This window comes from Halomonas sp. KHS3 (assembly GCF_000830495.1).
Taxonomy (GTDB): Bacteria; Pseudomonadota; Gammaproteobacteria; order Pseudomonadales; family Halomonadaceae; genus Vreelandella; species Vreelandella titanicae.
Map to the genome: position 1 here is coordinate 35,105 of NZ_JWHY01000004.1, position 22,389 is coordinate 57,493.

A 22,389-nucleotide genomic window follows, 5' to 3' on the forward strand; every position below is an offset into this window, starting at 1 on the left:
CCATGGCCATGTTGGGAAAACGGCGGCCGCCCAGGCCCGCGTCAGGCCACTCTGGGCTAGCGGGCACGCCTGGTGGCAAAACGCGTCATGCGGCTACGGGTGACACATCTCCTATGGTGATTGAGCGCTTAGCGCACGATGGCCGTGGCGTTGCCCACTCAGCCAACGGTAAAACGGTCTTTGTTGATAAGGCGTTGCCCGGTGAGCAGGTCGAAGTGGCCATTCATCTCACTCGCAAACGCTTTGATGAAGCGCATATCAAATCGCTGCTGACCACCTCCGAGCTGCGCGTCAAGCCGCCTTGTCCGCATTTTGGGCACTGTGGCGGTTGTGATCTGCAGCACCTAAGTGTCGATGCCCAGCGCGACCATAAACGAGAAGTAGTGCGCGATCTGTTTTCTCGCCAGGGTATAACGCTAAGCGAGATCGGCTCGATTCAAGGCAGCGATCAGGGCTATCGGCGCCGCGCACGGCTGGGGGTCAAAGTCGACAGCCAAGGCACTACGCGCCTGGGCTTTCGTGCCGCCCATAGCCATCGCCTGGTGGATATTGAACGCTGCCCGGTGTTGGTCGGTCCCTTACAGCGCCTATTAACACCTCTGCGTGAGCTGCTGGGTACGTTAGAGGCGCCGCGCCAGGTAGGGCACATCGAATTATTGGCAACGGCGACCGCGCAGGTCGTGTTGGTTCGTCAGTTAAAAGAGCACACCGGGGACGCCGAACGCTGGCAAGCCTTTGCGCAGCAGCAGGGAGTGGCGCTGGGCACTTGGTTGGGGCGAGAAACACCCACACTGCACTGGCATGGCGCAGCGCCGGCGCTTGAAGAGTCGCTAACCGTTACCGGCCAACCACCGCTTAGCCTAAGTTTTGCACCGGGAGATTTTTTACAGGTCAACGCCCCGGTTAACCAGCAAATGGTCGCCCAGGTCATCCAGTGGTTAGCGCCTAAGCCGGGGCAAAAATTACTCGACTTGTTTGCTGGTATCGGTAATTTCAGCCTACCCATAGCGGCAGCGGGTGCTGAGGTTTATGCAGTGGAAGGTAACCCTGCCATGGTGGCGCGCATTGCGATTAACGCTAAGCGCAACCAACTGATGGTCAGCGGTCAGCAGGCTGATTTAAACAGCGCTGCCAGCGTTAAGGAGCTGTTGACCGTTCATGGCGGTAGCGATGCGCTTGTGCTCGATCCGCCGCGAAGCGGCGCCGAAGTTATTTGTCAGGCGCTGGCGCATCACCCGGTGCCCAGGGTGGTCTATATTTCCTGTGATCCGGCGACGCTTGCTCGGGATGCGGCACATCTTGTGCATGCGGGTTACCGGGTCAAGCAAGTAGCAGTGGCGGATATGTTCCTTCACACTGCGCATATGGAAACGCTGATGCTGTTCGAATACGGGGACTAGACGTTTCCCCATCGCATCAAGCCACGGTGGCGGTCGTGCAGAGACCGTCTCCCTGAAAGGATGAGTAATTGTCATGGTGAAAGTGCGTGAAGACCAGCCGCTAACCGCGGGCGGAAAGGTGGATATACAGCAGTGGTTAACGCGCCTGCAGGAGGATGTGCGCCTACCTGAGCCTGAGCGTCTAGTCGGCGCCTGTGAACTCGCCGAACAACTGGAGCTTGAAGCCCCGCGCACCCATCGCGTATGGCTATCGCCAGGCTCTAGTTTTCGCATGGGCCTGGAAATGGCCGATATCCTTGGTGAGTTAAAGCTAGACCAAGCCACGCTTGAGGCCGCCGTTCTCTACCGTGCAGTGCGGGAAGGGCTGCTGAGCCTTGAGTCCGTGACAAAACGCTTTGGCGAAGAAGTGGCCAGTCTGATTGATGGCGTGCTGCAAATGGCCGCTATTAGCTACCCGTTGGCGCCTGACCATGGCATGGGCCAACACAATCAGCAGGAAAACCTGCGTAAGATGCTGGTCAATATGGTCGGTGATGTGCGCGTGGCACTCATTAAGATTGCCGAACGCACCTGCGCACTACGCCAGGTAAAAGACGCTCCCCGGGAAAAAAGTTTACTGGTGGCTCGTGAAGTCGCCGATATTTATGCGCCGCTGGCCCACCGCCTGGGCATCGGTCAGCTTAAGTGGGAACTGGAAGATCTATCGTTTCGCTACCTGCACGAAGATGAGTACAAGGCGATTGCCAAGCTGTTGGCGGAGAAACGCCTTGACCGCGACCGCTATATTCACGATGTGGTCGAAACCATCAAAGGCTTGATGGAAGCTCAGCACATCCACCGCTACGACGTGGATGGGCGAGCCAAGCATATCTATTCGATCTGGCGCAAAATGAAGCGCAAACGGATCGATTTTTCACAAGTTCATGACGTGCGCGCAGTGCGTATTCTGGTGCCGGAAGTGGCGGACTGCTACACCGTGCTGGGGATTATTCACTCGCGCTGGCACCACGTGCCCAACGAGTTTGACGACTATATCGCCAACCCCAAAAAGAACGGCTATCAATCGCTGCATACCGCTGTTATGGGGCCGGAAAACAAGGTGCTCGAAATCCAGATTCGCACCTTCGCCATGCACGACGAAGCGGAGCTGGGCGTTTGTGCCCACTGGCGTTACAAAGGCCACGATACCAACGCCAAAAGCCGTAGCTACGAAGAGAAAATTGCCTGGCTGCGTCAGGTTCTGGAGTGGCAGGACGAAGTGGGCGGCTTTGGCGATTTGCGCGAAGGGCTCTCCAGTGATGTGGCCCCTGACCGCATTTACGTCTTCACTCCTGACGGTCACGTGATTGACCTGCCGCGAATTGCCACACCGATCGATTTCGCCTACCGGGTGCATACCGAGATTGGCCACCGCTGCCGAGGCGCCAAGATTAATGGGCGCATTGTGCCGCTCACCTACAAGTTAAAAACCGGCCAGCAGATAGAAATTCTTACCGCCACTAAAGGCGGCCCAAGCCGCGACTGGCTAAACCCCAGTTTGGGCTATGTACGCACTTCCCGGGCGCGGGCCAAAATCCAGGCGTGGTTCAAACATCAGGCACGGGATCAAAACCTGGACGAGGGGCGCGTGCTGTTTGACCGTGAAATGCGCCGCCTGGATGTCGAAGGTCTCGATCTGCCCAAGCTGGCCAAGGCGGTCAACTACCAAAACGCCGAGGACATGTACGCGGCCATCGGCGCTGGTGACCTGCGTATCGGTCAGGTGCTGCACCAGGCTCAGCAACTGTTTGGTGAAACCGACGACCAAGAGCAGCTCGATCGCCTGCTCGCCAAACCTAAGCGCCAATCCAGCAAAGCCACCAAAAGCGATATCACGGTGCTCGGCGTCGGCAACCTTAAAACCAGTATGGCCAACTGCTGCCGTCCGGTGCCTGGCGAACCGATTATCGGCTTTATTACCCAGGGGCGCGGCGTCACCGTTCACCGCCAGGACTGCAGTAATATTCTGCAATTGCGGCTGGACGAACCCCAGCGCATTATCGAAGTGGAGTGGGGCGAACGCGCCCAGACCCGCTACCCGGTGACCATCGAGATTCAGGCCTGGGATCGCTCCGGGCTGCTGCGCGATGTCACGGGCCTGCTCGGTAATGAAAAAGTCAACGTGCTTGCCGTGAACACGCTAACGGACACCGATGAAGGCATTGCCCGGCTGCGCATTACCCTGGAAGTCGATGGCCTTGAATCCCTGGGACGGTTGTTCTCGCGTATCCAGCAGTTGCCCAACGTTACCGAAGTGCGCCGTTTGCGCAACGCCGACCCGGAACAACAAATTCGCAAGGGAGGGGCATAATGCGCCATGGTATCGATGATCTGCTGACCCTGATGCAGGTGCTGCGCGACCGGCAGCAGGGCTGCCCCTGGGATCTCCAGCAGGATTGGGACAGCATTGTGCCCCACACCCTGGAAGAGGCCTACGAGGTCGCCGACGCCATTGAGCGACGCGCTTTTGACGAGCTACCCGGAGAGCTAGGCGATCTGCTTTTTCAAGTGGTTTACTACGCCCAGTTCGGGGCGGAGGAGCAGCGCTTCGACTTTGCTGATATCGTCGATACCCTGACCGCCAAGATGTTGCGTCGCCATCCCCACGTATTTCCGGAGGGCACCCTGGCCTCACGCCGCCCGCCGGGAGTGAGCGCCGAGGAAGTGCAAACCCAGCAGGTCAACAGCCGCTGGGAGTCGTTGAAAGCCGAGGAGCGTGCTGAAAGGGCCATTGAGGCGCCCTCTGTGCTCGACGATGTACCGCGCACGCTACCTGCGCTAAGCCGCGCTGCCAAGCTGTCTAAACGCGCCGCGCGGGTAGGCTTTGACTGGCCCGATGCCCGCGGTGTCATTGACAAAATTCGTGAAGAGTTGGCCGAGGTCGAAGAAGCGCTTGCCGCTGGCGACCAGCAGCACGCCCAGGAAGAAGTCGGCGATTTGCTGTTTGCGGTCACCAACCTTGCCCGCACGCTGAGTGCCGACCCGGAGCAGTGCCTGCGCGCTACCAATGCCAAGTTCGAGCGCCGTTTTCGTTTTGTTGAGCGCGAGCTGAGCGCTGCCCAGCGGCCATTAACGGAGGCTTCTCTAGACGAGATGGAAGCCCACTGGCAGGCGGCGAAAGCAGAAGAAAAACAACCTACCCATCCCTGATTTAATAATGATGCGACCCCTGCAAGGAGGCCATGCCAATGAGTCACGACCTACACGAATCTCTGCGCGATAACGTGCGTATTCTAGGCGACAGCCTGGGGCGCACCATTGCCGATGATTTGGGCCAAGCATTTGTCGATAAAATTGAAACCATCCGCGCCCACGCCAAGCGCGGGCGCCAGGGCGACTCGCTGCAACAGCGCGAGTTGATCGAGTATCTGCGTGAGCTCCCGGAGAGCGACCTGCTGCCGGTCACCCGAGCCTTTAACCAGTTTTTAAACCTCGCGAACATTGCCGAACAGCACTATCGGGCGCGCTTTCGCCGGGTAGAGGACTACAAACCCGGCTCCCAGCCGGTGCTGGGGGAGCTGCTTGAGCGCGCCCAGCAGGCGGGCAACTCACCGCGTAATCTGGTCGAGGCCCTCGCCAATATGCGCGTAGAGCTGGTGCTCACCGCGCACCCCACCGAAGTTATTCGCCGCACCTTGATCCAAAAATATGACGCCATTGATGAGTGTTTAACCGCCATCGAGAGCTCTGAAGATTATCCCGAGCGTGGCACCCGCGCCCAGGGGCGCCTGGAAGAACTGATTAGCCAGGCGTGGCACACCGACGAGATCCGTCACGAGCGACCCACCCCGGTGGACGAAGCCAAATGGGGCTTTGCGGTGATTGAAAACTCCCTGTGGCAGGCGGTGCCAGATTTCCATAGAGATTTGGATAACCTGCTGCTGGATACCGCCGGTGAGCGACTGCCGTTGGACGCCGCACCGATTCGCTACGCCTCCTGGATGGGGGGCGACAGGGACGGTAATCCGAATGTGACCGCTCGTGTGACCCGTGAAGTACTACTTTTAGGCCGCTGGATGGCCGCTGATCTCTATCTGCGCGATCTTGAACAGCTTAAAACCGAGCTCTCCATGTGGAAGGCCAATAGCGCCCTCAAAGCCGAGGCAGGCGATGTAGCAGAGCCTTATCGCGAAGTGTTGAAACGCCTACTGGCTAAGATGGAGTCGACCCGGGATTGGGCCAAGGCCGAACTGGAAGGGCGCAACTACGACGGCGGGCCGATTATTGAAACCCGCGATCAGCTCTACTCACCGCTGCTCGCCTGTTACCGCTCGCTGTGTGATGTGGGCCTCGACACCATCGCTAACGGCGCGCTGCTGGATACGCTGCGCCGAGTAGCGGTGTTTGGCGTTACGCTGACCAAGCTTGACCTACGTCAGGAAGCCAGTCGCCATGCCCAGGTCATTGAAGAGCTAACAAGCTCCCTTGGCCTGGGTCACTACCAGGAGTGGGACGAAGCCAAACGTCAGGAATTTCTGCTTGAGGAGCTGGCCTCACGTCGCCCGCTGATTCCGCGTCGCTGGGAGTGCTCCGCCGAGTCCCGCGAAGTGCTGGATACCTTCAAAGTTATCGCCCAGGAGCACTCCGAAGCGCTGGGAACTTACATCATTTCCATGGCCGCTGAACCCTCGGACGTGCTCACCGTAGCACTGCTGATGAAAGAGGTCGGGGGGCAGGTAACGCTACCTATTGCACCGCTGTTTGAAACCCTTAACGACCTGGATCACGCAGGCGATGTGGTGGATCAGCTGCTGGCGATACCGGGCTACCGTTCGCTGATCGATGACCGTCAGGAGGTCATGATCGGCTACTCCGACTCGGCAAAAGATGCCGGCCAGCTGGCCGCTGCCTGGGCGCAGTACCGTGCTCAAGAGTCGCTGGTGAATGTGTGTAACCGGCACGGCGTCGATTTAACCCTGTTCCACGGTCGCGGTGGTACCGTTGGTCGTGGTGGCGGCCCGGCCCATGCGGCGATACTCTCTCAGCCTCCAGGCTCGGTAAACGGCAGCCTGCGGGTGACTGAGCAGGGCGAGATGATTCGCTTCAAGTTTGGCCAACCCGATATTGCCCTGCGCTCCATGGAGATCTATGCCTGTGCAGTGTTGGAAGCTACGCTGCTGCCGCCGCGCGCGCCAGAGCCGCACTGGCGTGAAGAGATGGATCAGCTCGCCAAGGTGGCGCATGGCGCCTATGTGGGCGTGGTGCGTGAAGACCCGGACTTCGTGCCCTATTTCCGCGCGGTCACACCGGAAGGCGCCTTGGGTAGGCTGCCGTTGGGTTCACGCCCCACCAAGCGGCGCCAGGATGGCGGGGTGGAAACCCTGCGCGCCATTCCATGGATTTTCGCCTGGACACAGATTCGCCTGATGCTACCCGCGTGGCTGGGCAGCGGCGAAGCCTTTGCGCGGCGCTTAGAGCAGCCCGGTGGACGCGATGTGCTACAGGAGATGCGCAACGAGTGGCCTTTCTTTGGCACCTATCTGGACATGCTGGAGATGCTGCTGGCCAAAGCCGATGTCGCCATTGCCGCTTACTACGAGCATCGCTTGGTCGACGAGCCCTCACTGAAGGCGTTGGGTAAAAAGTTACGCCAGCGCTTCGCGTCGTTGGAAGAAGCAGTGCTGGATATTCTTCAGCAAGAGAAGCTATTGGAAAACACGCCGCTGATTCGCCAGGCGATCGATGTTCGCAACCCCTACATCGATCCGCTGCACGGTTTGCAGGCGGAGTTGCTGCAGCGTAATCGCGACGCCGATGGGGCGATCAGCGCCGATCTTTCCCGGGCGTTGATGGTCACTATGGCGGGCATAGCGGCAGGTCTGCGCAACACCGGCTAGGCTGTTTTAACACGATTTTTTACCGTGATTTTTAACCGTAACGTTTTACTACAACGTTCTACTACAACAGGGAGGCGTCAATGTCCTCAGATGTTCAAGCGGTACTCGACTTTTGGTTTGAGGAGTTGACGCCTGCTCAGTGGTTTAAAAAAGACGCTGAGTTGGATCGTACAATCTCGCAGCGGTTTGGCGCGCTGCATGCCCAAACCGCGCGGTGTGAATGTTACGCATGGCGTCAAACGCCGCAAGGGCGGCTTGCGGAGATCATTGTGCTGGATCAGTTCTCGCGCAATATCTATCGCGATGACGCTCGCGCCTTTGCCACTGATCCCTTAGCGCTGGCGCTAGCTCAAGAGGCGGTAGCCGCTGGGGCAGACGCAGAACTAACCAGCGAGCAGCGTGCGTTTTTGTATATGCCCTATATGCATAGCGAATCCGCGGCCATTCATGAGCTGGCGATGCAGCTGTTTGACCAGCCGGGGTTAGAGAATAACTACGATTTTGAAGTGCGCCACAAGGCGATTATTGATCGTTTTGGGCGCTACCCGCACCGCAACGCACTGTTGGGGCGTGGCTCTACCGACGAGGAGTTGGCCTTCTTAAAGGAGCCCGGCTCCTCTTTTTAACTGTTTGCTTATCCTCTTATAGCCACATGGCGTTTTATGTCGTTTCGAAAATCTACCCGTATCAATAAATATATTAGCGAGAGCGGGATGTGCTCTCGCCGTGAAGCCGACCGCTTTGTGGAGCAGGGCAACGTATGGATAAACGGTCGCCGTGCGACTACCGGTGATCAAGTGGTGGCGGGTGACTTGGTTAAAGTAAACGGTCAGGAGATCGAGCCTCAGGAAGAGGAGGATCTGGTGCTGATCGCGCTGAACAAACCGGTGGGCATTGTCAGCACCACTGAATCCAGCGAAAAGGACAATATCGTTGAGTTTGTGAAGCATGGCGTGCGCATTTTTCCCATTGGGCGGCTCGATAAAGACTCCCAGGGGCTGATTTTTTTAACCAATAACGGCGATCTGGTTAATAAGATTCTGCGCGCCAATAACAACCACGAAAAAGAGTACCAGGTGACGGTGAACAAACCGATCACCGACGAGTTCATTGACGGCATGCAGAGCGGCGTGCCGATTCTTGGCAAGGTGACCAAGCGCTGCAAGGTACAAAAAGAGTCCACCTTTGTGTTCACTATTACCTTGGTGCAGGGGCTCAATCGGCAAATTCGTCGTATGTGTGAATACTTCGGCTACGAGGTTACCCAGCTTATTCGCACGCGCATTATGAATGTGCCGCTAAAAGGCTTAGCCCTGGGCGACTGGCGCGATCTCACTGCCAAAGAGATCGATACCATTATCGCGCTGACCGAACGCTCAGAGGCGGCACCAGAAAAGAAAAGTAAAGCTAAACCGGAAAGGCCCAACTACAGCTCAGGCGCAGGAAAGGCAAAACCGCCTTCCGCAAAAGGGCGCCCGGCCAAAGCAGGCGCGAAGGCGGCTGGTGCCAAAGCCGCCGGGGCTAAACCACCCGTCAAGGGTAAAAAAGCCGCCAGCGGAAAAGTCAGTGGAAAAACAGGTACCGGCCCGAAAGGCAGTACGTTAGGCAAGCCGCACTCCAAGGGCAGCAAAGCCCCCGGCAAGCTTGGTGCTAAAAGCAAGCCTGGAGCTAAAGGTAAGCCCGTTGGTAAAGGCCGCGGTAAGCCAGCGGCGGTCGGAAAGCCTTCCCAGCGGCGCAAGTAACTCCCCATCATTCAAGAGTCTTCACTGTGATCCCAATCGTCGCCTTTTACGCTGTAGTGAGCGTTATCGCTTATATCACTTACGCTATCGACAAAAAGGCGGCTATTAAAAACCGCCGTCGGGTGAGTGAAAAGTCGCTACATCTGCTTGGGGTAGTGGGTGGCTGGCCGGGTGCGCTACTGGCCCAACAGCAGCTGAGGCATAAAACCCAGAAAACCGCCTTTCAAGTTACGTTCTGGCTGACGGTTGTCGTAAATCTGGCCTGTCTAGGGTGGCTAACGGTTTCATTGAGTCTCATTTAGCCACCCGTTTAGCCACCCTATACTTGGTGCCTACGCTCTGGCGTGATTGCCGTGCGCGAAAAGAAAATTAGCGATCAGCTCTTTGCCGCCTTCGGTGGCAAACGATTCTGGGTGAAACTGGATGCCGTGAATCGGGTACTCCCGATGTTTAACCCCCATCAGTTCGAATTCACCCAGTGCCAGCCAACGGCTGCGCTGCTCAAAGCTATCGGCTGCAAGTGCGCCTACGGTGGCGGTCACTTCCAGGCACTCGGGCAGGGTGATCGCATCGGCAATTAGCGAGTGGTAGCGCATCACTTCAAGCTGGTCGGGCACGCCGTTAAACACCGATGCGTTATTGTGGTTGATCGGGCTGATCTTGCCATGCATCGGTAGCGGCGCCTTCACTACCTTGCCGCCAAATACGTGCACAATGCCTTGCATACCCAGGCATACTCCCAGCAGCGGGGTGGTCTTACCCAGTTTCTCGATCACTTCAGCGCATACACCAAAGTAGCGCGGGTCATCCGGCGAGCCGGGGCCGGGGGAGATGATAATACGCTCCGGGGCCATGGCTTCGATGGCGCCGTAATCGATCTGATTGTTGCGCTTAACGATAATCTCAAAATTGGCCAGCCCGCCGCGATTCTTCTCTGTGGTTAGAATCTCACCAATAAACTGGTAGAGGTTATAGGTGAAGGAGTCGTAATTATCGATGATAAGTACCTTCATGCTGGGCTCTCCATGTCCGTCTCCATAAAGGGGGTAAGGGCTTTGCGAGTACCGGCAAACTTGCGGCGGATCTCCTCATACTCATCGGCGGCATTGCTATCGAACACATTGCCACCGCAGGTTTGCACGTAGGCACGCTCACCATTCACAAACACGGTACGAATCGGAATCGCAAAGGTACAGTCCCCGTTGAACGAGAACTGGCCCACTGCGCCTCCGTAGGGGCCGCGCCCGTCGGTTTCCAGATCGTCGATGATTTTCATCGCCTCGATTTTGGGTGCGCCGGTGAGGGTGCCCGCGGGGAAGTTGCTGGCCAGCGCGGTAAACATATCTTCGCCTTCGGCGATGATGCCGACGATCTCGCTGGAGATATGCTGCACGTGGCTAAAGCGTTTGATATCCATCAAACTGCGCACTTTCACCGTGCCAAACTGCGCTACCCGGCCAATATCGTTGCGGTGTAGATCCACGATCATATTGTGCTCGGCGATCTCTTTGGGATCGTTAAGCAGCGCGCGGGCGAGCTGGGTATCTTCTTGGGGCGTCTGACCCCGGGTGGTGGTACCCGCCAGCGGAAAGGTCTCCATCTCGCCCTGGCGCAGCCGAAATAAAAGCTCTGGGCTGGCGCCAATCAGCTTCTGTTCACCAAATTTGACGTAGTACATCTGCGGCGAGGGGTTAATGGTGCGTAGCTGGTCGTACAGCGCCAAGGTATCGCCTTTGATACTAAAACGCTTTTTAAAGCCGACTTCACACTGGAACACCTTACCGTCGATAATATCCTGCTTCACCTTGGCCACCGCCTCGGCGTGCTCTGCCTGACTCATGGTGTCGCCCAGCGCGGTGATTTGCAGCGGGCCTGCTGGCTCATCGTTTGCATTGATCAGTGTCTGCAGAAAGTCGTAGCGGCTATTATCGTAGTAGAAGTAGGTGACTTCCCCGGTCATCTTGTCGAGGATCAGACCATCTTTGTAGAGCCCAAAGCGGAAGGTATCGAAATCATCGCTGGCTTTTAACGTAAGCGATGGTTCGAAGTACTGCATGGCATCATAGCCAAGATAACCGCTGAGTCCTCCGGCATACTTGCGGGAAATAATATTCTGCGGGATCAGACTGCGCAGCAGCTCATAGGGGTTATCGCTGGGGTAGTGCTTGGCGTTGCCTTTGCGGTCTTCGATTGTCAGTGTGTTGCCGTTGGCGTAAAGCGTGTACTCGGGATCAAAGCCAATGATCGAGTGGCGCGCCATATGGCTATCTTCGCCCAATGACTCCAGCATGTAGCAGGTATCAAACCGGCGCTCGATTTTCTGAAACAGGGCAAAGAAGTCGCAGTCCGCCGCCAAGGTCACATAGTGAGGTTTGCGTGGCAGCGTAAAAGGCTGCGGGCCTGGTGAGGCATGTGTATTGGCAGTGGTCATGATGCATCATTCCGTGAAGAAGGGCTTGAAGAGGGTAACGTGGTCAGCGCGCGGGAACCCCGCGAAACCGTAGCGATGCCCACGCCCAGGGTTTCGGCTATTTTGCGGTGAGGCACGCCTTCCTGCAGCAGTTTAAAAATCTGTAGGCGTTTACTGATTTCTTGGTACTCTGCAGGAGTCAGCAGGCTGGCCAGCGCCTCATCCATTGCGTCCGGCGAGTCGATGGCGAGCAGGTGACGAATGAGCTCAGCCTGGTAGTGTTCGTTTGTGGGCATGGTCAAGGCCGGTTAATAAGCGTGTACTAGCGTACTAGTACGGTATATTGTTGGCCAGAAAAGTCAAGCAATGCGTGTTGATTTACGTTAAGGGAATTCGATGACCGGATACTTTATTCAAGCTTTTATTTACCTTGTCGCCGCGGTGATTGCGGTACCACTGGCCAAGCGCTTTGGCCTGGGGTCAGTGCTGGGTTATTTGGTTGCTGGGGTGGTGATTGGCCCCATTTTTGGGCTAGTGGGGCAGGAGACCACCACCATTCAGCACTTTGCCGAGTTTGGCGTGGTGATGATGCTATTTTTGGTGGGCATGGAGCTTGACCCCAAGGGCCTTTGGGCGATGCGCGTTAGGCTGATCGGTCTGGGTGGGCTTCAGGTAGTGCTAACGGCCGCTGCTGGCACTGCCATTGCTTGGTGGCTGGGGCTTGTGTGGCAAACCGCCCTGGCGGTGGGGCTGATTTTTGCGCTCTCCTCCACGGCCATTGTGTTGCAAACACTCAATGAGAAAGGGCTCGCCAAAACTGAAGGCGGGCGCAGCGCTTTCTCGGTACTGCTGTTCCAGGATATTGCGGTGATCCCAATGCTGGCGCTGATTCCGCTGCTGGCGCTGCCGGAATTAATGGGCGCGGGCGGCGATGACGGCCATGCCAGCTTAAGCCTGGTAGCCCACTTGCCCGGCTGGGCGCACGCTTTAGTGGTCGTGGCAGCTATCGCAAGCGTTATTGCCGCTGGCTACTATTTGATGCCGCTGTTGTTTCGCTATGTGATTGGCTCTGGCCTGCGTGAAGTATTTACCGCTACTGCGCTGATGCTGGTGATTGGCATCGCCGCACTGATGAGTGTGGTCAATTTATCCCCCGCCCTGGGGGCCTTCCTGGCGGGGGTGGTGCTCGCCAACAGTGAATTTAAGCACGAGCTGGAAGCCAATATTGAGCCCTTCAAAGGACTGCTACTGGGGCTGTTCTTTATTACCGTAGGGGCGGGTATCAACTTCTCGGTGTTAGCAGCGGAGTGGGGCACGGTGCTGTCGCTAGGCGTGGCGGTTATCGTTGTTAAAGGTGTGATTCTACTGGGCTTGGCGCTGCTATTTCGAGTGCATGGTAGCAACGGCTGGCTGTTTACTTTAAGCCTTGCCCAAGCCGGTGAATTCGGCTTTGTGCTGCTAACCTACAGCGTTCAAAACAACGTGATTCCTACTGATATCTCTCAGATTCTCTCACTGGTGGTGGCGCTATCAATGTTCTTAACGCCGTTGCTATTTATTGCCTACGACCGGCTGGTGCTACCGCGGTACCTTATCGCTAAAAACGATGATCGCGAAGCCGAAGCTATTGAGGAGCAGGCACCGGTTATCGTTGCGGGAGTAGGCCGGTTTGGACAAATTATCTGCCGCTTGCTGCGCGCCAATAATATTCCCATTGTCGCCTTGGATCTCGAGATCGAGCAGATCGAGAACCTGCGCAAAATTAACATCAAAAGCTACTTTGGCGATGCCAGCCGCTCCGACTTGCTAGAGACTGCAGGGATTGAGCACGCCCGATTACTGGTTATCGCGTTAGACGATCGTGAGCGTGCCGTGCAGATGGTTAAGCATGTGAAGCATGCCTACCCCCAAGTGTGGGTGCTAGCCCGTGCATTCGACCGGGGACACGGCTACCAGCTACGTGACGCAGGGGCCGACGACGTTATCAGTGAAACCTATCATTCAGCGCTGGAACTGGGCGGGCACGCACTGACTGCCATGGGCGTGCACCCTATGCGAGCTAAGCAGATGACCTGGGCCTTTGTACAGAACGAAGATGCCCATGAGGATGAATTGTTTGCAACATGGAAGGATATTGAGGGAGGGAATGCTTTCGGCCCTCGCTATAGTGAGCTGTTCATGAAACTAGAAGAAGCGCTCAATAGTGCCATGCAGCAGGATTGGCCCGAGCCGCAACGGCAGGATGTTCCTATCTGGACACCGCCAGAACAGGGGCAAGAGCCAAAATCTCAATAACAGCCTAGCAATGGTGTCCAGTAATACTATTCGTTCCGATATTTATATAAACGAGCAGAGGCCAACAATCGCTCAGCCAATCAAGATAAGCGCCAGTGTGGTGGGTATGCTGCATCGAAAGCTGGCAATGCCTCTAAACGAGCAAGCCAGCTGTCGATTGCAGAATAGTTAGAACGAATCTCGTTAAACTTCAATTTGAGTGCCAATGCGTCGGAACGGCTGCCTACGCGCATAAGCATCAAAAGATTGGGCAGCACTGTAAAGTCTGCCGCAGACACCTTATTGCCCGCCAAATAATTGAATGTTCCCAAAGTGGTCTCCATTCTATCCAATGATGCGTACAAGGTGTTGGCAGCCATTTTCAATGCATCAGTGTCATGTAACATTATCCCTTGGCTAAGTGGACGAACCACACCATCGTCTATGACATCGCGCAAACTGTTGACGAATTCAAAAATCCGCTGCCATATCAGCCCCGTTTCGGCAGCTGTTACACCAAAGAGTGGCGGCTGCGGGTGTACGCGCTCCAGATAAGCCATGATAGCAATCGATTCAGCGACTACGACATCGCCATGCTTTAGAACAGGTACTTTGCCTAAAGGATTGAGTTCCAGGAATGCTGGGCTTTTCTGCTCCTGCTTGCCGGGGTCAAGTCTATGGGAATGGTAGTAAATTCCTTTATGCTCCAGTGTTAACATGGCACGCCAAGCGTTAGGGCTACCGCTGATCCAATAAAAGTCATATTCCATTGCATATCTCTTGATAATTGGTGGGAATGAGCCAGCTACTCTAGCTGCTAATTTTCTGAACCGCGGCGAACCCCCGGATATCCGCACCGGGGGGAACCTGGCCGCCGCTCACTGTCCAGTACCCTGCGCACGGCTGCACCAATGGCTTTTCCGTTGGGACTCGGCGGGGTTCCGATCAACAATAGTCAAAGACACAGAAGCAGACTTGCCGGTTGCCTACGAAAGTGTATGGGTACGCATCTCCAGCATCACACCTTTTCGACATCAGCTGAGTAGTAGCGGAAACCTTGGCCGTCTTCTAAACACCGGAGAGAACCGCTGGATCGCCATCGCGCCATACGTTGTCGATCGTCGCTCGCTGAATCAGCCAAGCTTCCCCGTGTCGAACCAATTCGACGTCATAGCGGTTTTTCATGAGGTAGTGCCGTGAGTGGTCGTCGCGAGGCAAGTGCTGGGCTTCCACTATCGCTTCCAGATACGCCTTGTCACCATCTATACATACTCGAGGGTTGGTGACGGTGTGGGTCGTGTCGAAGGGCTGCAACGAGTCCGACAACACTGAGACGATAGTTTCTCTGCCTTGCAGTATTGGATATTCAAATCCAGCTTTCGCCGCGGCAGGCCGGAAATCAGATATCGCATCTTCTGTGAAGGTCGCTGCGAGAAGTACTCTGTCGCGCAGATCAATGCCTGCGGCGAATCGGTAGAGCACATCAACGACCGAGAGTTTATCTTCCATTTTTTTGAGATGAATTGACGACATTAGGTTGACTCCTTTCGAATGAATTCAAATGGTATACTTCTGATACCAGATATCAATTACGCACTTAAAAGCTATCAGGTATATCGGAGGTAACTGGATGCAGGACACGACTGATCGGATATCGGCTCGAAACGGGTCAACCGGAAAGGACAAACCAGTCGATTGTACGAGCCGCTTCTTACTGGATCAGATAGCGGATAAGTGGTCGATACTGATCCTGGCGGCACTTTGCGAGAAGCCGCTCCGGTTCAACGAACTCAAACGACGCCTGGAAGGCATTACACAAAAGTCGTTGACTCAGGCGCTTCGTCGTCTTGAGCGAAATGGCATTCTCGCTCGTCGGGTAATCCCTTCCTCCCAAGTCGCGGTGGAATACAGCATCACCTCTTTGGGACGAACGCTGGAGGAACCGTTCGGGGCCCTATACCGGTGGACGATCAACTATCTGGAAACCGTCACCCAGGCGCAAAGCGAATTCGATAGGCGTGAGGATCAAATTTTGTAACTCCCACTCCCGGATGGCTAGCCTCTACCTTAAAGATCAATAATCGTCGTACCCGCAATGGTCTCGGCGAAACCGCTACCGAATATCTGTGCCGGGGTTTTGAAGCCTGGCTGCCGATCACCTCCCAGTACACGGCGCGCTGCCTCTATGGCCACCAGTGGTGTGTAGGAATAACCATTGATGGTTTCGATCATCGATCGGACAACCGTTCCGTCAGCCGCCGTCACTTCGACCACAGCACGAGCCCGGTGGGAATCGCGTTGCTGAGCGGTTGGGCCATCGGGCAACTGTGATAGATCCCCCTCGGGGAACGCGTCACCACTGATATGCACGAACATGGCGATATTTGGGATGCCGGTAGAGTGCCAGCCGGTGACCAGGTCACCAAAAGACAATGGTGCGCAAAGCACCGATCCTTCACTAAAATCGAAGTAGCGTGGTTGCGCATCGGGCGTCGGTACAAGCTGACCGTCGACCCTCGTCAACAGGCCTGCGCCAATGATCTCGCTAACGCTCATTGCCGAACCCCGCGACATGGAGCCCGGAACCTGAAGAGCCACACTCAGCGACTGCGGCTTCCGCACACGACGAGCGACATGCACTGCTAGGCAATCTGTCGGTACCACATCCCAGCCGACGCCCGGCAAGAGCATGACACCGGCTTCAGCCGCTTCAGAGCCCAACTGTTCCGCTAGCCTATAGATGTTGATCTCAGCGGTGATGTCCAGGTAATCGACCCCGGCGTTAATGCATGCCCGCATCAGCGCGTTCGACGTTTGTGCAAAGGGTCCCGCGAAGTTTAGCAGCACACTCACGCCGTTTAGTGATTGCTCTGCTTGAGCATCCGCGTTGAACTCGCGGTAAGGAACGTCTAGCCGGTTGGCAAGAGTCTGTAATCGCTCGGCATTGCGCCCAGCAATCTCGAAATCAAGGCCCAGCCTTTTTGCGTGCTCAGCGGCCATTTGGCCGGTATAGCCGGTCGCACCATAAATTAGGAGAGTATTCATTGTGCGTGCTGCCAATTCTTGTAGACGAATTCAAGGCTGTAACCGTCTGGGTCTAGAACGTTAGCCGCGTAGTAGTTGGGGTCATAATGCAAACGTGCGCCGGGAGTACCATTGTCGGTAGCGCCTGCCCCCATGGCTGCGGCGTAGGCTGATTCGACCTCGGCTTTACTGCTTGCTACGAAGCCAATATGAGCTGCGCGGCCTTCCACGACTCCTTCACGTAACCAGAAAAACACCCGACCATTGGCACCAAACCCCTTGAGATCCGGGTGGCCTGCAGGACCATCCTTACCGTTGTAATTGAGCCGCGCTGTGATACCGAGAGGTGTTAGAGCTGCATCGTAGAAACGGATGGAGCGTTCTATGTCGCTGACAGAAATGAAGATATGATCCAGCATGCTGTATCTCGCTTGTTGAGAGGTGGTCGATAGCAACCAGAGTAATCCTGTGTTTTGTCGCTAACGAGGCTATTTCTCTTCCAAACCTGCCTATTTCTGCTTTTTGCTTGCGCTAAGCGTGCGCCCGGGGTCAGCATGATGCCCATGAATAACCAACTCAACGAACTTCGATCATTGGCCTCAAACGCAGAAAATCGCCGTACTGAAACCGGGATACCACGTATCGCCATGATTCAGGGTGAGATTCCAGAACATATGCTGGCCGCCGTTTACGATCCGATGATCAACCTTATCCTGCAAGGCAGCAAAACAATGACGGTTGGTGACCGCACGCTGCGGTACGACCCGGCAACGTATTTCGTTATGTCCATCGAGTTGCCAGCAGTAGGAGCCGTGCACCCTAGCAGTTCAGGCGAGCCTTATCTCGCTTTGAGTCTGACACTTGAACCGGCAATGCTGTCGATGTTGCTGGCTGACCTGCCAAAGACCACCAGACGTTACGAAAACGACCCAGGATTTTCAGTGGCCGATGTAACGACCGAGCTAATAGACGCTTGGGTGCGCATGTTGAGATTGATGAATAGCCCTGAGGAAATCGCGGCACTTGCACCTGTTTACGAACGGGAGATTCTGTATCGGGTACTGCAAGGACCTCATGGATGGATGCTACGTGAAATAGCAGCCCCTGATACCGCCATGGCCCGAGTCAGCCAAGCTATTCAGCGGATCCGCCAAGATTTTGCCGAACCCATTAGAGTGGAGTCGCTTGCTCAGAAAGCCGCAATGAGTGTCTCTGCCTTCCATCGGCACTTCAAAGCGGTCACTACGTTGAGCCCCTTGCAGTATCAAAAACGTGTTCGATTGCTTCAGGCGCGAACGCTCATGATATCCAGTGCCAAAAGTGTCACGGATGCAGCTTTCGAAGTCGGCTATGAAAGCGCGACTCAGTTCAGCCGTGATTACACCAAAGTATTTGGTCTATCCCCTGCACGAGATACTGTGAGGATGTTAAGCGAAATCAAAGGAGCTGGAGGATAGGGTGCCGCTTCGAAGTTAAGCCGAAGTGTCACTTTAAAATGGCAGATGCAACGAGGCGCTTAGCATATTGAGGTGGCTGAGGGTTGGGGCGTCGATGCGTTCGTACTCTAGGCGGCTGACGAGCCGGTTGATCGTTACCGTGGCGCCGAAACCTTGTAGCAATGCAGTACCGCTTTCATCGGCGCCTTCCAGGTCGCTTTCACCACGCCATTCTGTGATGCCGGACTTCGCATAGACGCTGAAGGCGCCCATGCGAACTCCGGCAACAATGGCGCCACCCAAACTGAGTGTATCCATGATGAGCGGGTTAACACCGGAGGAAGTGGAGATTTCGTCGCTTTCCCGGTAGGCAATTTCAGCGCCAATATCGAGTTGGGGGAGTCGCCAGGGGCTGTAGCCTGCGGTGACCCGAAAACCGCTGGTATAGTTATCAAGGCTTTGAAGGTCACTGCCTTCTAAGATAACGCCGTTATCCAGCTGCATGAGTTCGCTATTAGGGGCGGTATAGGCCATCACCGGCGGAGTGTCGTCGGCGTAGCTGCTAAACCAGGGAACGGAGCAGCAGAGCAGGGTGCTTGCCAAGCGTTTGATTGGCATTTCTCTTACACCTATCGGTACATACCCAAGTGTTGTCGTATAGCCATGGGTAGAGAGGAAAAAGCAATTCTATTCAGATTAGCAACTGGCTTGGATTTCCACCACTTTAATTGCGCCCTGGGCTAGGTTATCGACTAAATTTTTACCCATAGTGATAAAGCGCTCACCAAATACCCACTGGGGGGACAGCACCGCTTGCCGGGGTGTCTGCTCTTTTTGACGTTGCCGCTGGCGCCACGCCAAAGCCATTTCGCTCCAGTCGTCCACGTGTTCAAGTTGAAAGCCGCCCACTTCAAGCAGTCGAGTTAGTTCAACCAAGGTAAGTAGATGGGAGTGCTTGGAGGAGGCTGCCCAAGGCACTGGGTAGCGAAGTTGCGCCACGTTGGGGCCACTGACGACTTCGTGCATGACTATCTGCCCGCCTGGGCGCAGAACACGACGGCTTTCAGCGATTACCACGGGAACATCGGGCATATTCATTAGACTGTGCTGAAACAGCACGGCATCAAAGCTGTTATCCGCAAAGGGCAGAGCGCAAGCATCGCCCGTTACCCAGGCAAGCGGTGGGGCGTCTGGCTGACTGACCCGTAAGCTCAGCGATTTATTGAGCGCACTAAAACCGTGGGTGATATCCAGCCCCATCATTTGAAAACCGAGTGAAGCACCCTGGCGCATTAGCCCGCCCAGCCCAGCGCCAATATCCAGCACCTTTCTTTGGGTGTCAGGGTTGAGCCGTTCCAGCAGCCGTGTAGAGGCTGCCACGCCGCCAATATGCAACTGATCCAAGGGAGCCAGTTGATGCAGCGTGGGGCCTGCGGGATAGTGGCTATCAATCTGTGCCAATACCTCATCAGCGCGCAGGGCGCGCTGATAATGATCGGCTAAAGGGTTGGAAGGGGTCATCGCTTACGATTCTTGATCCAAGCCCAACTCTTGAATGGAAATTTCACGCATTTTAAATTTCTGAATCTTGCCGGTGACGGTCATCGGGAACTCGTCAACGAACTTAAAGTAGCGCGGAATTTTGAAGTGGGTGATCTTGCCTTTGCAGTACTCGCGTAGCTCTTCACCGGTGACGTCACCCGCGGTGCTGTTGAGTTTCACCCAGGCAATCAGCTCTTCACCATACTTCTTGTCGGGCACGCCGGTGACCTGTACTTCTGAGATCGCCGGGTGGGCGTAGAGAAATTCTTCGATCTCTTTGGGATAGACGTTCTCGCCGCCGCGAATGACCATATCTTTGATGCGGCCGACGATCTGGATGTAACCCTCTTCATCCATGGTGGCCAGATCACCTGTGTGCATCCAGCCCGCTTCGTCGATGGCCTCGGCGGTGGCTTTATCGTTGTTCCAGTACTTCAGCATTATGCTGTAGCCGCGGGTACATAGCTCGCCGATTTCGCCCCGAGGCAGAATGCCTCCGTTGCCAGGGTCGACAATTTTGTTCTCTGAGTGAGGCTGGGTACGGCCCACGGTGGAAACGCGTTTCTCAATGCTGTCGTTGGCCCCCGTTTGAGTGGAGACCGGGCTGGTTTCCGTCATGCCGTAGGCGATCTGTACGCCTTTCATGTTCATCTTGTTGATCACCTGCTTCATGATTTCCGCAGGGCAGATCGAGCCCGCCATAATCCCGGTGCGCAGTGTGGAGAAGTCAGTGCTAGCAAAACCCTCGTGTTCAAGCTCGGCGATAAACATGGTGGGCACGCCGTAGAGCGCGGTGGCTTTCTGCTCGTGAACCGCTTTAAGTACTTTGCCGGGATCGAAGCCCTCATCCGGGTAAATCATGGTGGCGCCGTGGGTCATACAGCCCAGGTTGCCCATCACCATGCCAAAGCAGTGGTAAAGCGGCACCGGAATCACCAGGCGGTCTTCACTGGTAAAGCCCATGCTCTCTGCCACGAAGAAGCCGTTATTGAGAATGTTGTGGTGGGAAAGCGTCGCGCCTTTAGGAAAGCCTGTGGTGCCGGAGGTGTACTGGATATTGATCGCATCATCAAACTGCAGCGTCGCCTGGAGGTCGTCAACATCAGTTTGGCTAACCTTATTGGCTTCTTTCATCAGGTCAGACCAGCGCCACATGCCGCTGAGCTTTTCGCTGCTTAAATTAATAATGCACTCAAGGTCGGGCAGCTTTTGCGACTTCAGCTCGCCATCGTTACTGGCTTTTAATTCGGGTGCAAGCTCATACAGCATGGCGCTGTAGTCAGAGCTCTTGAAGTTGTTAGCGGTGACCAAGAAGCGCGCGCCGGATTGGTTTAGCGCGTACTCCAATTCATGGGTGCGGTAAGAGGGGTTAATGTTGACCAGAATGGCACCGATTTTGGCAGTAGCGAACTGAGTCAACGTCCATTCGCTGCAGTTGGGTGCCCAAATGGCCACACGGTCGCCTTTATTGACGCCGATGGAGAGCAGCGCACGGGCACAGCGGTTGACCTCTTCCTGGAGCTGGCGATAGCTCCAGTGAATGTTCTGATGCAGTACGATCAGCGCGTCATTTTCAGCATACTGCGTCGCGATTTGGTCAAATTTATCGCCGATCGTCATGCCAAGAAGCGGCTTGTCAGCCATGCTGCTGGAGTAGCTGGGTTGGGTAAGAGCAGGTGATGCCATGGTGTATCTCTCCGATATTTTTCTTGTCCGAACGGGAAGGCAGGGGATAACTCGCTGCTTTTAATTTTTATTATTCACGTCTCATTTAACTGCTAGAGCCTTTTGCCAGGGCCACCTTGGAGCTGGGCTTGCGGCCTAACTCGTTGGTGATCCAGTAGCCGGTCTCAATCACGGCCTGTAGGTCGATGCCCGTTTCAATCCCTAGCCCTTCCAGCAGATAGAGCACGTCTTCAGTGGCTACGTTGCCGGAAGCACCCTTGGCATAGGGGCAACCGCCAAGTCCCGCGGTAGCGGCATCAATAACGCTAACGCCTTCTTCTAGGACGGCATAAAGATTGGCCAGCGCCATGCCGTAGGTGTCGTGGAAGTGAGCGGCCAGAAACTCAATGGGCACCTGTTGGCGCGTCGTCTCAATCATGCGTTTAGCAGCCAGCGGCGTGCCGACGCCAATGGTGTCGCCCAGGGACACCTCGTAGCAGCCCATCTCATAAAGCGCCTTGGCCACTTCAGCCACTTTGGCGGGGTCAATCTCGCCTTCGTAGGGGCAGCCCAATACGCAGGAGACGTAGCCGCGCACACGTACGCCCGCATCCCGAGCACGATCGAGCACTGGTTCAAAACGGGTCAGTGACTCGGCAATAGAGCAGTTAATGTTCTTTTGCGAAAAAGCCTCAGACGCCGCACCAAATACCGCGACTTCCTCAATGCCCACAGTTAGCGCGTTTTCGAGCCCTTTTAGGTTGGGCGTCAGCGCGGAGTACACCACGCCTGGCTGGCGTTTGATGCCGGCCATGACCTCAACGGCATCGCCCATTTGTGGCACCCATTTGGGTGATACAAAGCTGGCGGCTTCGATATGCGTGATACCTGCTTTAGCAAGCCGCTCAATCAGAGCAATCTTAGTCCCGGTGGGCACAATGGCCCCCGGCTCATTTTGCAGGCCGTCACGGGGTGACATTTCAAACAGCTTTACAGAGGTAGGCAATGGCATCAGTGACT

The 22,389-nt window shown here is 55.7% G+C and carries 21 protein-coding genes; 10 read left to right on the plus strand and 11 right to left on the minus strand.

What is annotated here, in order from left to right:
- The first annotated feature begins 2 nt into the window (after positions 1 to 2).
- From RO22_RS11045 to RO22_RS11075, 7 genes are all read left to right on the plus strand, one after another.
- A complete protein-coding gene (locus RO22_RS11045) occupies positions 3 to 1,400 on the plus strand; it encodes a 23S rRNA (uracil(1939)-C(5))-methyltransferase (protein WP_041158336.1) in 1,398 nt (465 codons plus the stop codon).
- Positions 1,401 to 1,473: 73 nt separating this feature from the next.
- Entirely contained in the window at positions 1,474 to 3,750 is a 2,277-nt protein-coding gene (gene relA / locus RO22_RS11050; protein WP_027959135.1) for a GTP diphosphokinase, read from the plus strand.
- Positions 3,750 to 4,589, plus strand: coding sequence for a nucleoside triphosphate pyrophosphohydrolase (gene mazG, locus RO22_RS11055; RefSeq protein WP_041158337.1), 840 nt, complete (start codon positions 3,750 to 3,752; stop codon positions 4,587 to 4,589). Before relA ends, mazG begins: the two co-directional genes overlap by 1 nt.
- Before the next feature lie 38 nt (positions 4,590 to 4,627).
- Positions 4,628 to 7,276, plus strand: coding sequence for a phosphoenolpyruvate carboxylase (gene ppc / locus RO22_RS11060; RefSeq protein ID WP_041158338.1), 2,649 nt, complete (start codon positions 4,628 to 4,630; stop codon positions 7,274 to 7,276).
- 80 nt (positions 7,277 to 7,356) lie between these two features.
- Positions 7,357 to 7,902, plus strand: a complete 546-nt coding sequence (locus RO22_RS11065; RefSeq protein ID WP_041158339.1) for a DUF924 family protein — start codon at positions 7,357 to 7,359, stop codon at positions 7,900 to 7,902.
- 36 nt (positions 7,903 to 7,938) lie between these two features.
- A complete protein-coding gene (gene rluF, locus RO22_RS11070) occupies positions 7,939 to 9,018 on the plus strand; it encodes a 23S rRNA pseudouridine(2604) synthase RluF (protein WP_041158340.1) in 1,080 nt (359 codons plus the stop codon).
- A 26-nt stretch (positions 9,019 to 9,044) separates the two neighbouring features.
- The gene (locus tag RO22_RS11075) at positions 9,045 to 9,320 is read left to right on the plus strand and encodes a DUF1294 domain-containing protein (RefSeq protein WP_022523829.1); all 276 of its coding nucleotides are present in this window, start codon (positions 9,045 to 9,047) and stop codon (positions 9,318 to 9,320) included.
- 30 nt (positions 9,321 to 9,350) lie between these two features.
- Here the strand turns inward: RO22_RS11075 and RO22_RS11080 are convergent, their stop codons facing one another.
- The 3 genes from RO22_RS11080 to RO22_RS11090 are packed head-to-tail and all read right to left on the minus strand — an operon-like array spanning position 9,351 to position 11,724.
- Positions 9,351 to 10,031: an anthranilate synthase component II gene (locus tag RO22_RS11080; protein ID WP_009286448.1), complete on the minus strand. Its 681-nt coding sequence runs from the start codon at positions 10,029 to 10,031 to the stop codon at positions 9,351 to 9,353.
- Positions 10,028 to 11,449 (minus strand): anthranilate synthase component I family protein, encoded by a 1,422-nt coding sequence (locus tag RO22_RS11085; RefSeq protein WP_041158341.1) that lies wholly within the window; start codon positions 11,447 to 11,449, stop codon positions 10,028 to 10,030. Before RO22_RS11085 ends, RO22_RS11080 begins: the two co-directional genes overlap by 4 nt.
- Positions 11,446 to 11,724, minus strand: a complete 279-nt coding sequence (locus RO22_RS11090; protein ID WP_041158342.1) for a Trp family transcriptional regulator — start codon at positions 11,722 to 11,724, stop codon at positions 11,446 to 11,448. The genes RO22_RS11085 and RO22_RS11090 overlap by 4 nt, the downstream gene beginning before the upstream one ends.
- Before the next feature lie 100 nt (positions 11,725 to 11,824).
- Between RO22_RS11090 and RO22_RS11095 the strand changes: the two genes are divergently transcribed.
- On the plus strand, positions 11,825 to 13,723 hold the full coding sequence (locus tag RO22_RS11095; protein WP_041158343.1) for a monovalent cation:proton antiporter-2 (CPA2) family protein: 1,899 nt from the start codon (positions 11,825 to 11,827) through the stop codon (positions 13,721 to 13,723).
- 80 nt (positions 13,724 to 13,803) lie between these two features.
- Here RO22_RS11095 and RO22_RS11100 read toward each other — a convergent pair whose 3' ends face one another.
- Both RO22_RS11100 and RO22_RS11105 read right to left on the minus strand, forming a co-directional pair.
- Entirely contained in the window at positions 13,804 to 14,472 is a 669-nt protein-coding gene (locus tag RO22_RS11100; RefSeq protein WP_041158344.1) for a glutathione S-transferase family protein, read from the minus strand.
- Between the two features lie 298 nt (positions 14,473 to 14,770).
- Complete coding sequence (locus RO22_RS11105) at positions 14,771 to 15,235, minus strand: nuclear transport factor 2 family protein (RefSeq protein WP_041158345.1); 465 nt, start codon at positions 15,233 to 15,235, stop codon at positions 14,771 to 14,773.
- Positions 15,236 to 15,332: 97 nt separating this feature from the next.
- On the opposite strand from RO22_RS11105, the gene RO22_RS11110 reads away from it, so the two are divergent.
- Positions 15,333 to 15,740 (plus strand): winged helix-turn-helix transcriptional regulator, encoded by a 408-nt coding sequence (locus RO22_RS11110; RefSeq protein WP_041158346.1) that lies wholly within the window; start codon positions 15,333 to 15,335, stop codon positions 15,738 to 15,740.
- A gap of 29 nt (positions 15,741 to 15,769) precedes the next feature.
- Here RO22_RS11110 and RO22_RS11115 read toward each other — a convergent pair whose 3' ends face one another.
- Together RO22_RS11115 and RO22_RS11120 are read right to left on the minus strand one after the other, a co-directional pair.
- Positions 15,770 to 16,747, minus strand: a complete 978-nt coding sequence (locus RO22_RS11115) for a saccharopine dehydrogenase family protein (protein WP_041158347.1) — start codon at positions 16,745 to 16,747, stop codon at positions 15,770 to 15,772.
- The gene (locus RO22_RS11120; RefSeq protein WP_041158348.1) at positions 16,744 to 17,145 is read right to left on the minus strand and encodes a VOC family protein; all 402 of its coding nucleotides are present in this window, start codon (positions 17,143 to 17,145) and stop codon (positions 16,744 to 16,746) included. The genes RO22_RS11115 and RO22_RS11120 overlap by 4 nt, the downstream gene beginning before the upstream one ends.
- A 144-nt stretch (positions 17,146 to 17,289) precedes the next feature.
- Between RO22_RS11120 and RO22_RS11125 the strand changes: the two genes are divergently transcribed.
- Entirely contained in the window at positions 17,290 to 18,183 is an 894-nt protein-coding gene (locus RO22_RS11125; RefSeq protein WP_200890247.1) for an AraC family transcriptional regulator, read from the plus strand.
- 33 nt (positions 18,184 to 18,216) lie between these two features.
- Here RO22_RS11125 and RO22_RS11130 read toward each other — a convergent pair whose 3' ends face one another.
- The 4 genes from RO22_RS11130 to RO22_RS11145 all read right to left on the minus strand — a co-directional run bounded on the left by RO22_RS11130 (position 18,217) and on the right by RO22_RS11145 (position 22,381).
- Positions 18,217 to 18,780, minus strand: a complete 564-nt coding sequence (locus RO22_RS11130) for a hypothetical protein (RefSeq protein WP_009286455.1) — start codon at positions 18,778 to 18,780, stop codon at positions 18,217 to 18,219.
- 78 nt (positions 18,781 to 18,858) lie between these two features.
- Positions 18,859 to 19,683 (minus strand): class I SAM-dependent methyltransferase, encoded by an 825-nt coding sequence (locus tag RO22_RS11135; protein ID WP_041158349.1) that lies wholly within the window; start codon positions 19,681 to 19,683, stop codon positions 18,859 to 18,861.
- A 3-nt stretch (positions 19,684 to 19,686) separates the two neighbouring features.
- Positions 19,687 to 21,390 (minus strand): AMP-binding protein, encoded by a 1,704-nt coding sequence (locus tag RO22_RS11140; protein WP_041158350.1) that lies wholly within the window; start codon positions 21,388 to 21,390, stop codon positions 19,687 to 19,689.
- An 85-nt stretch (positions 21,391 to 21,475) separates the two neighbouring features.
- Positions 21,476 to 22,381 (minus strand): hydroxymethylglutaryl-CoA lyase, encoded by a 906-nt coding sequence (locus RO22_RS11145; protein WP_041158351.1) that lies wholly within the window; start codon positions 22,379 to 22,381, stop codon positions 21,476 to 21,478.
- Positions 22,382 to 22,389: the final 8 nt, after the last annotated feature.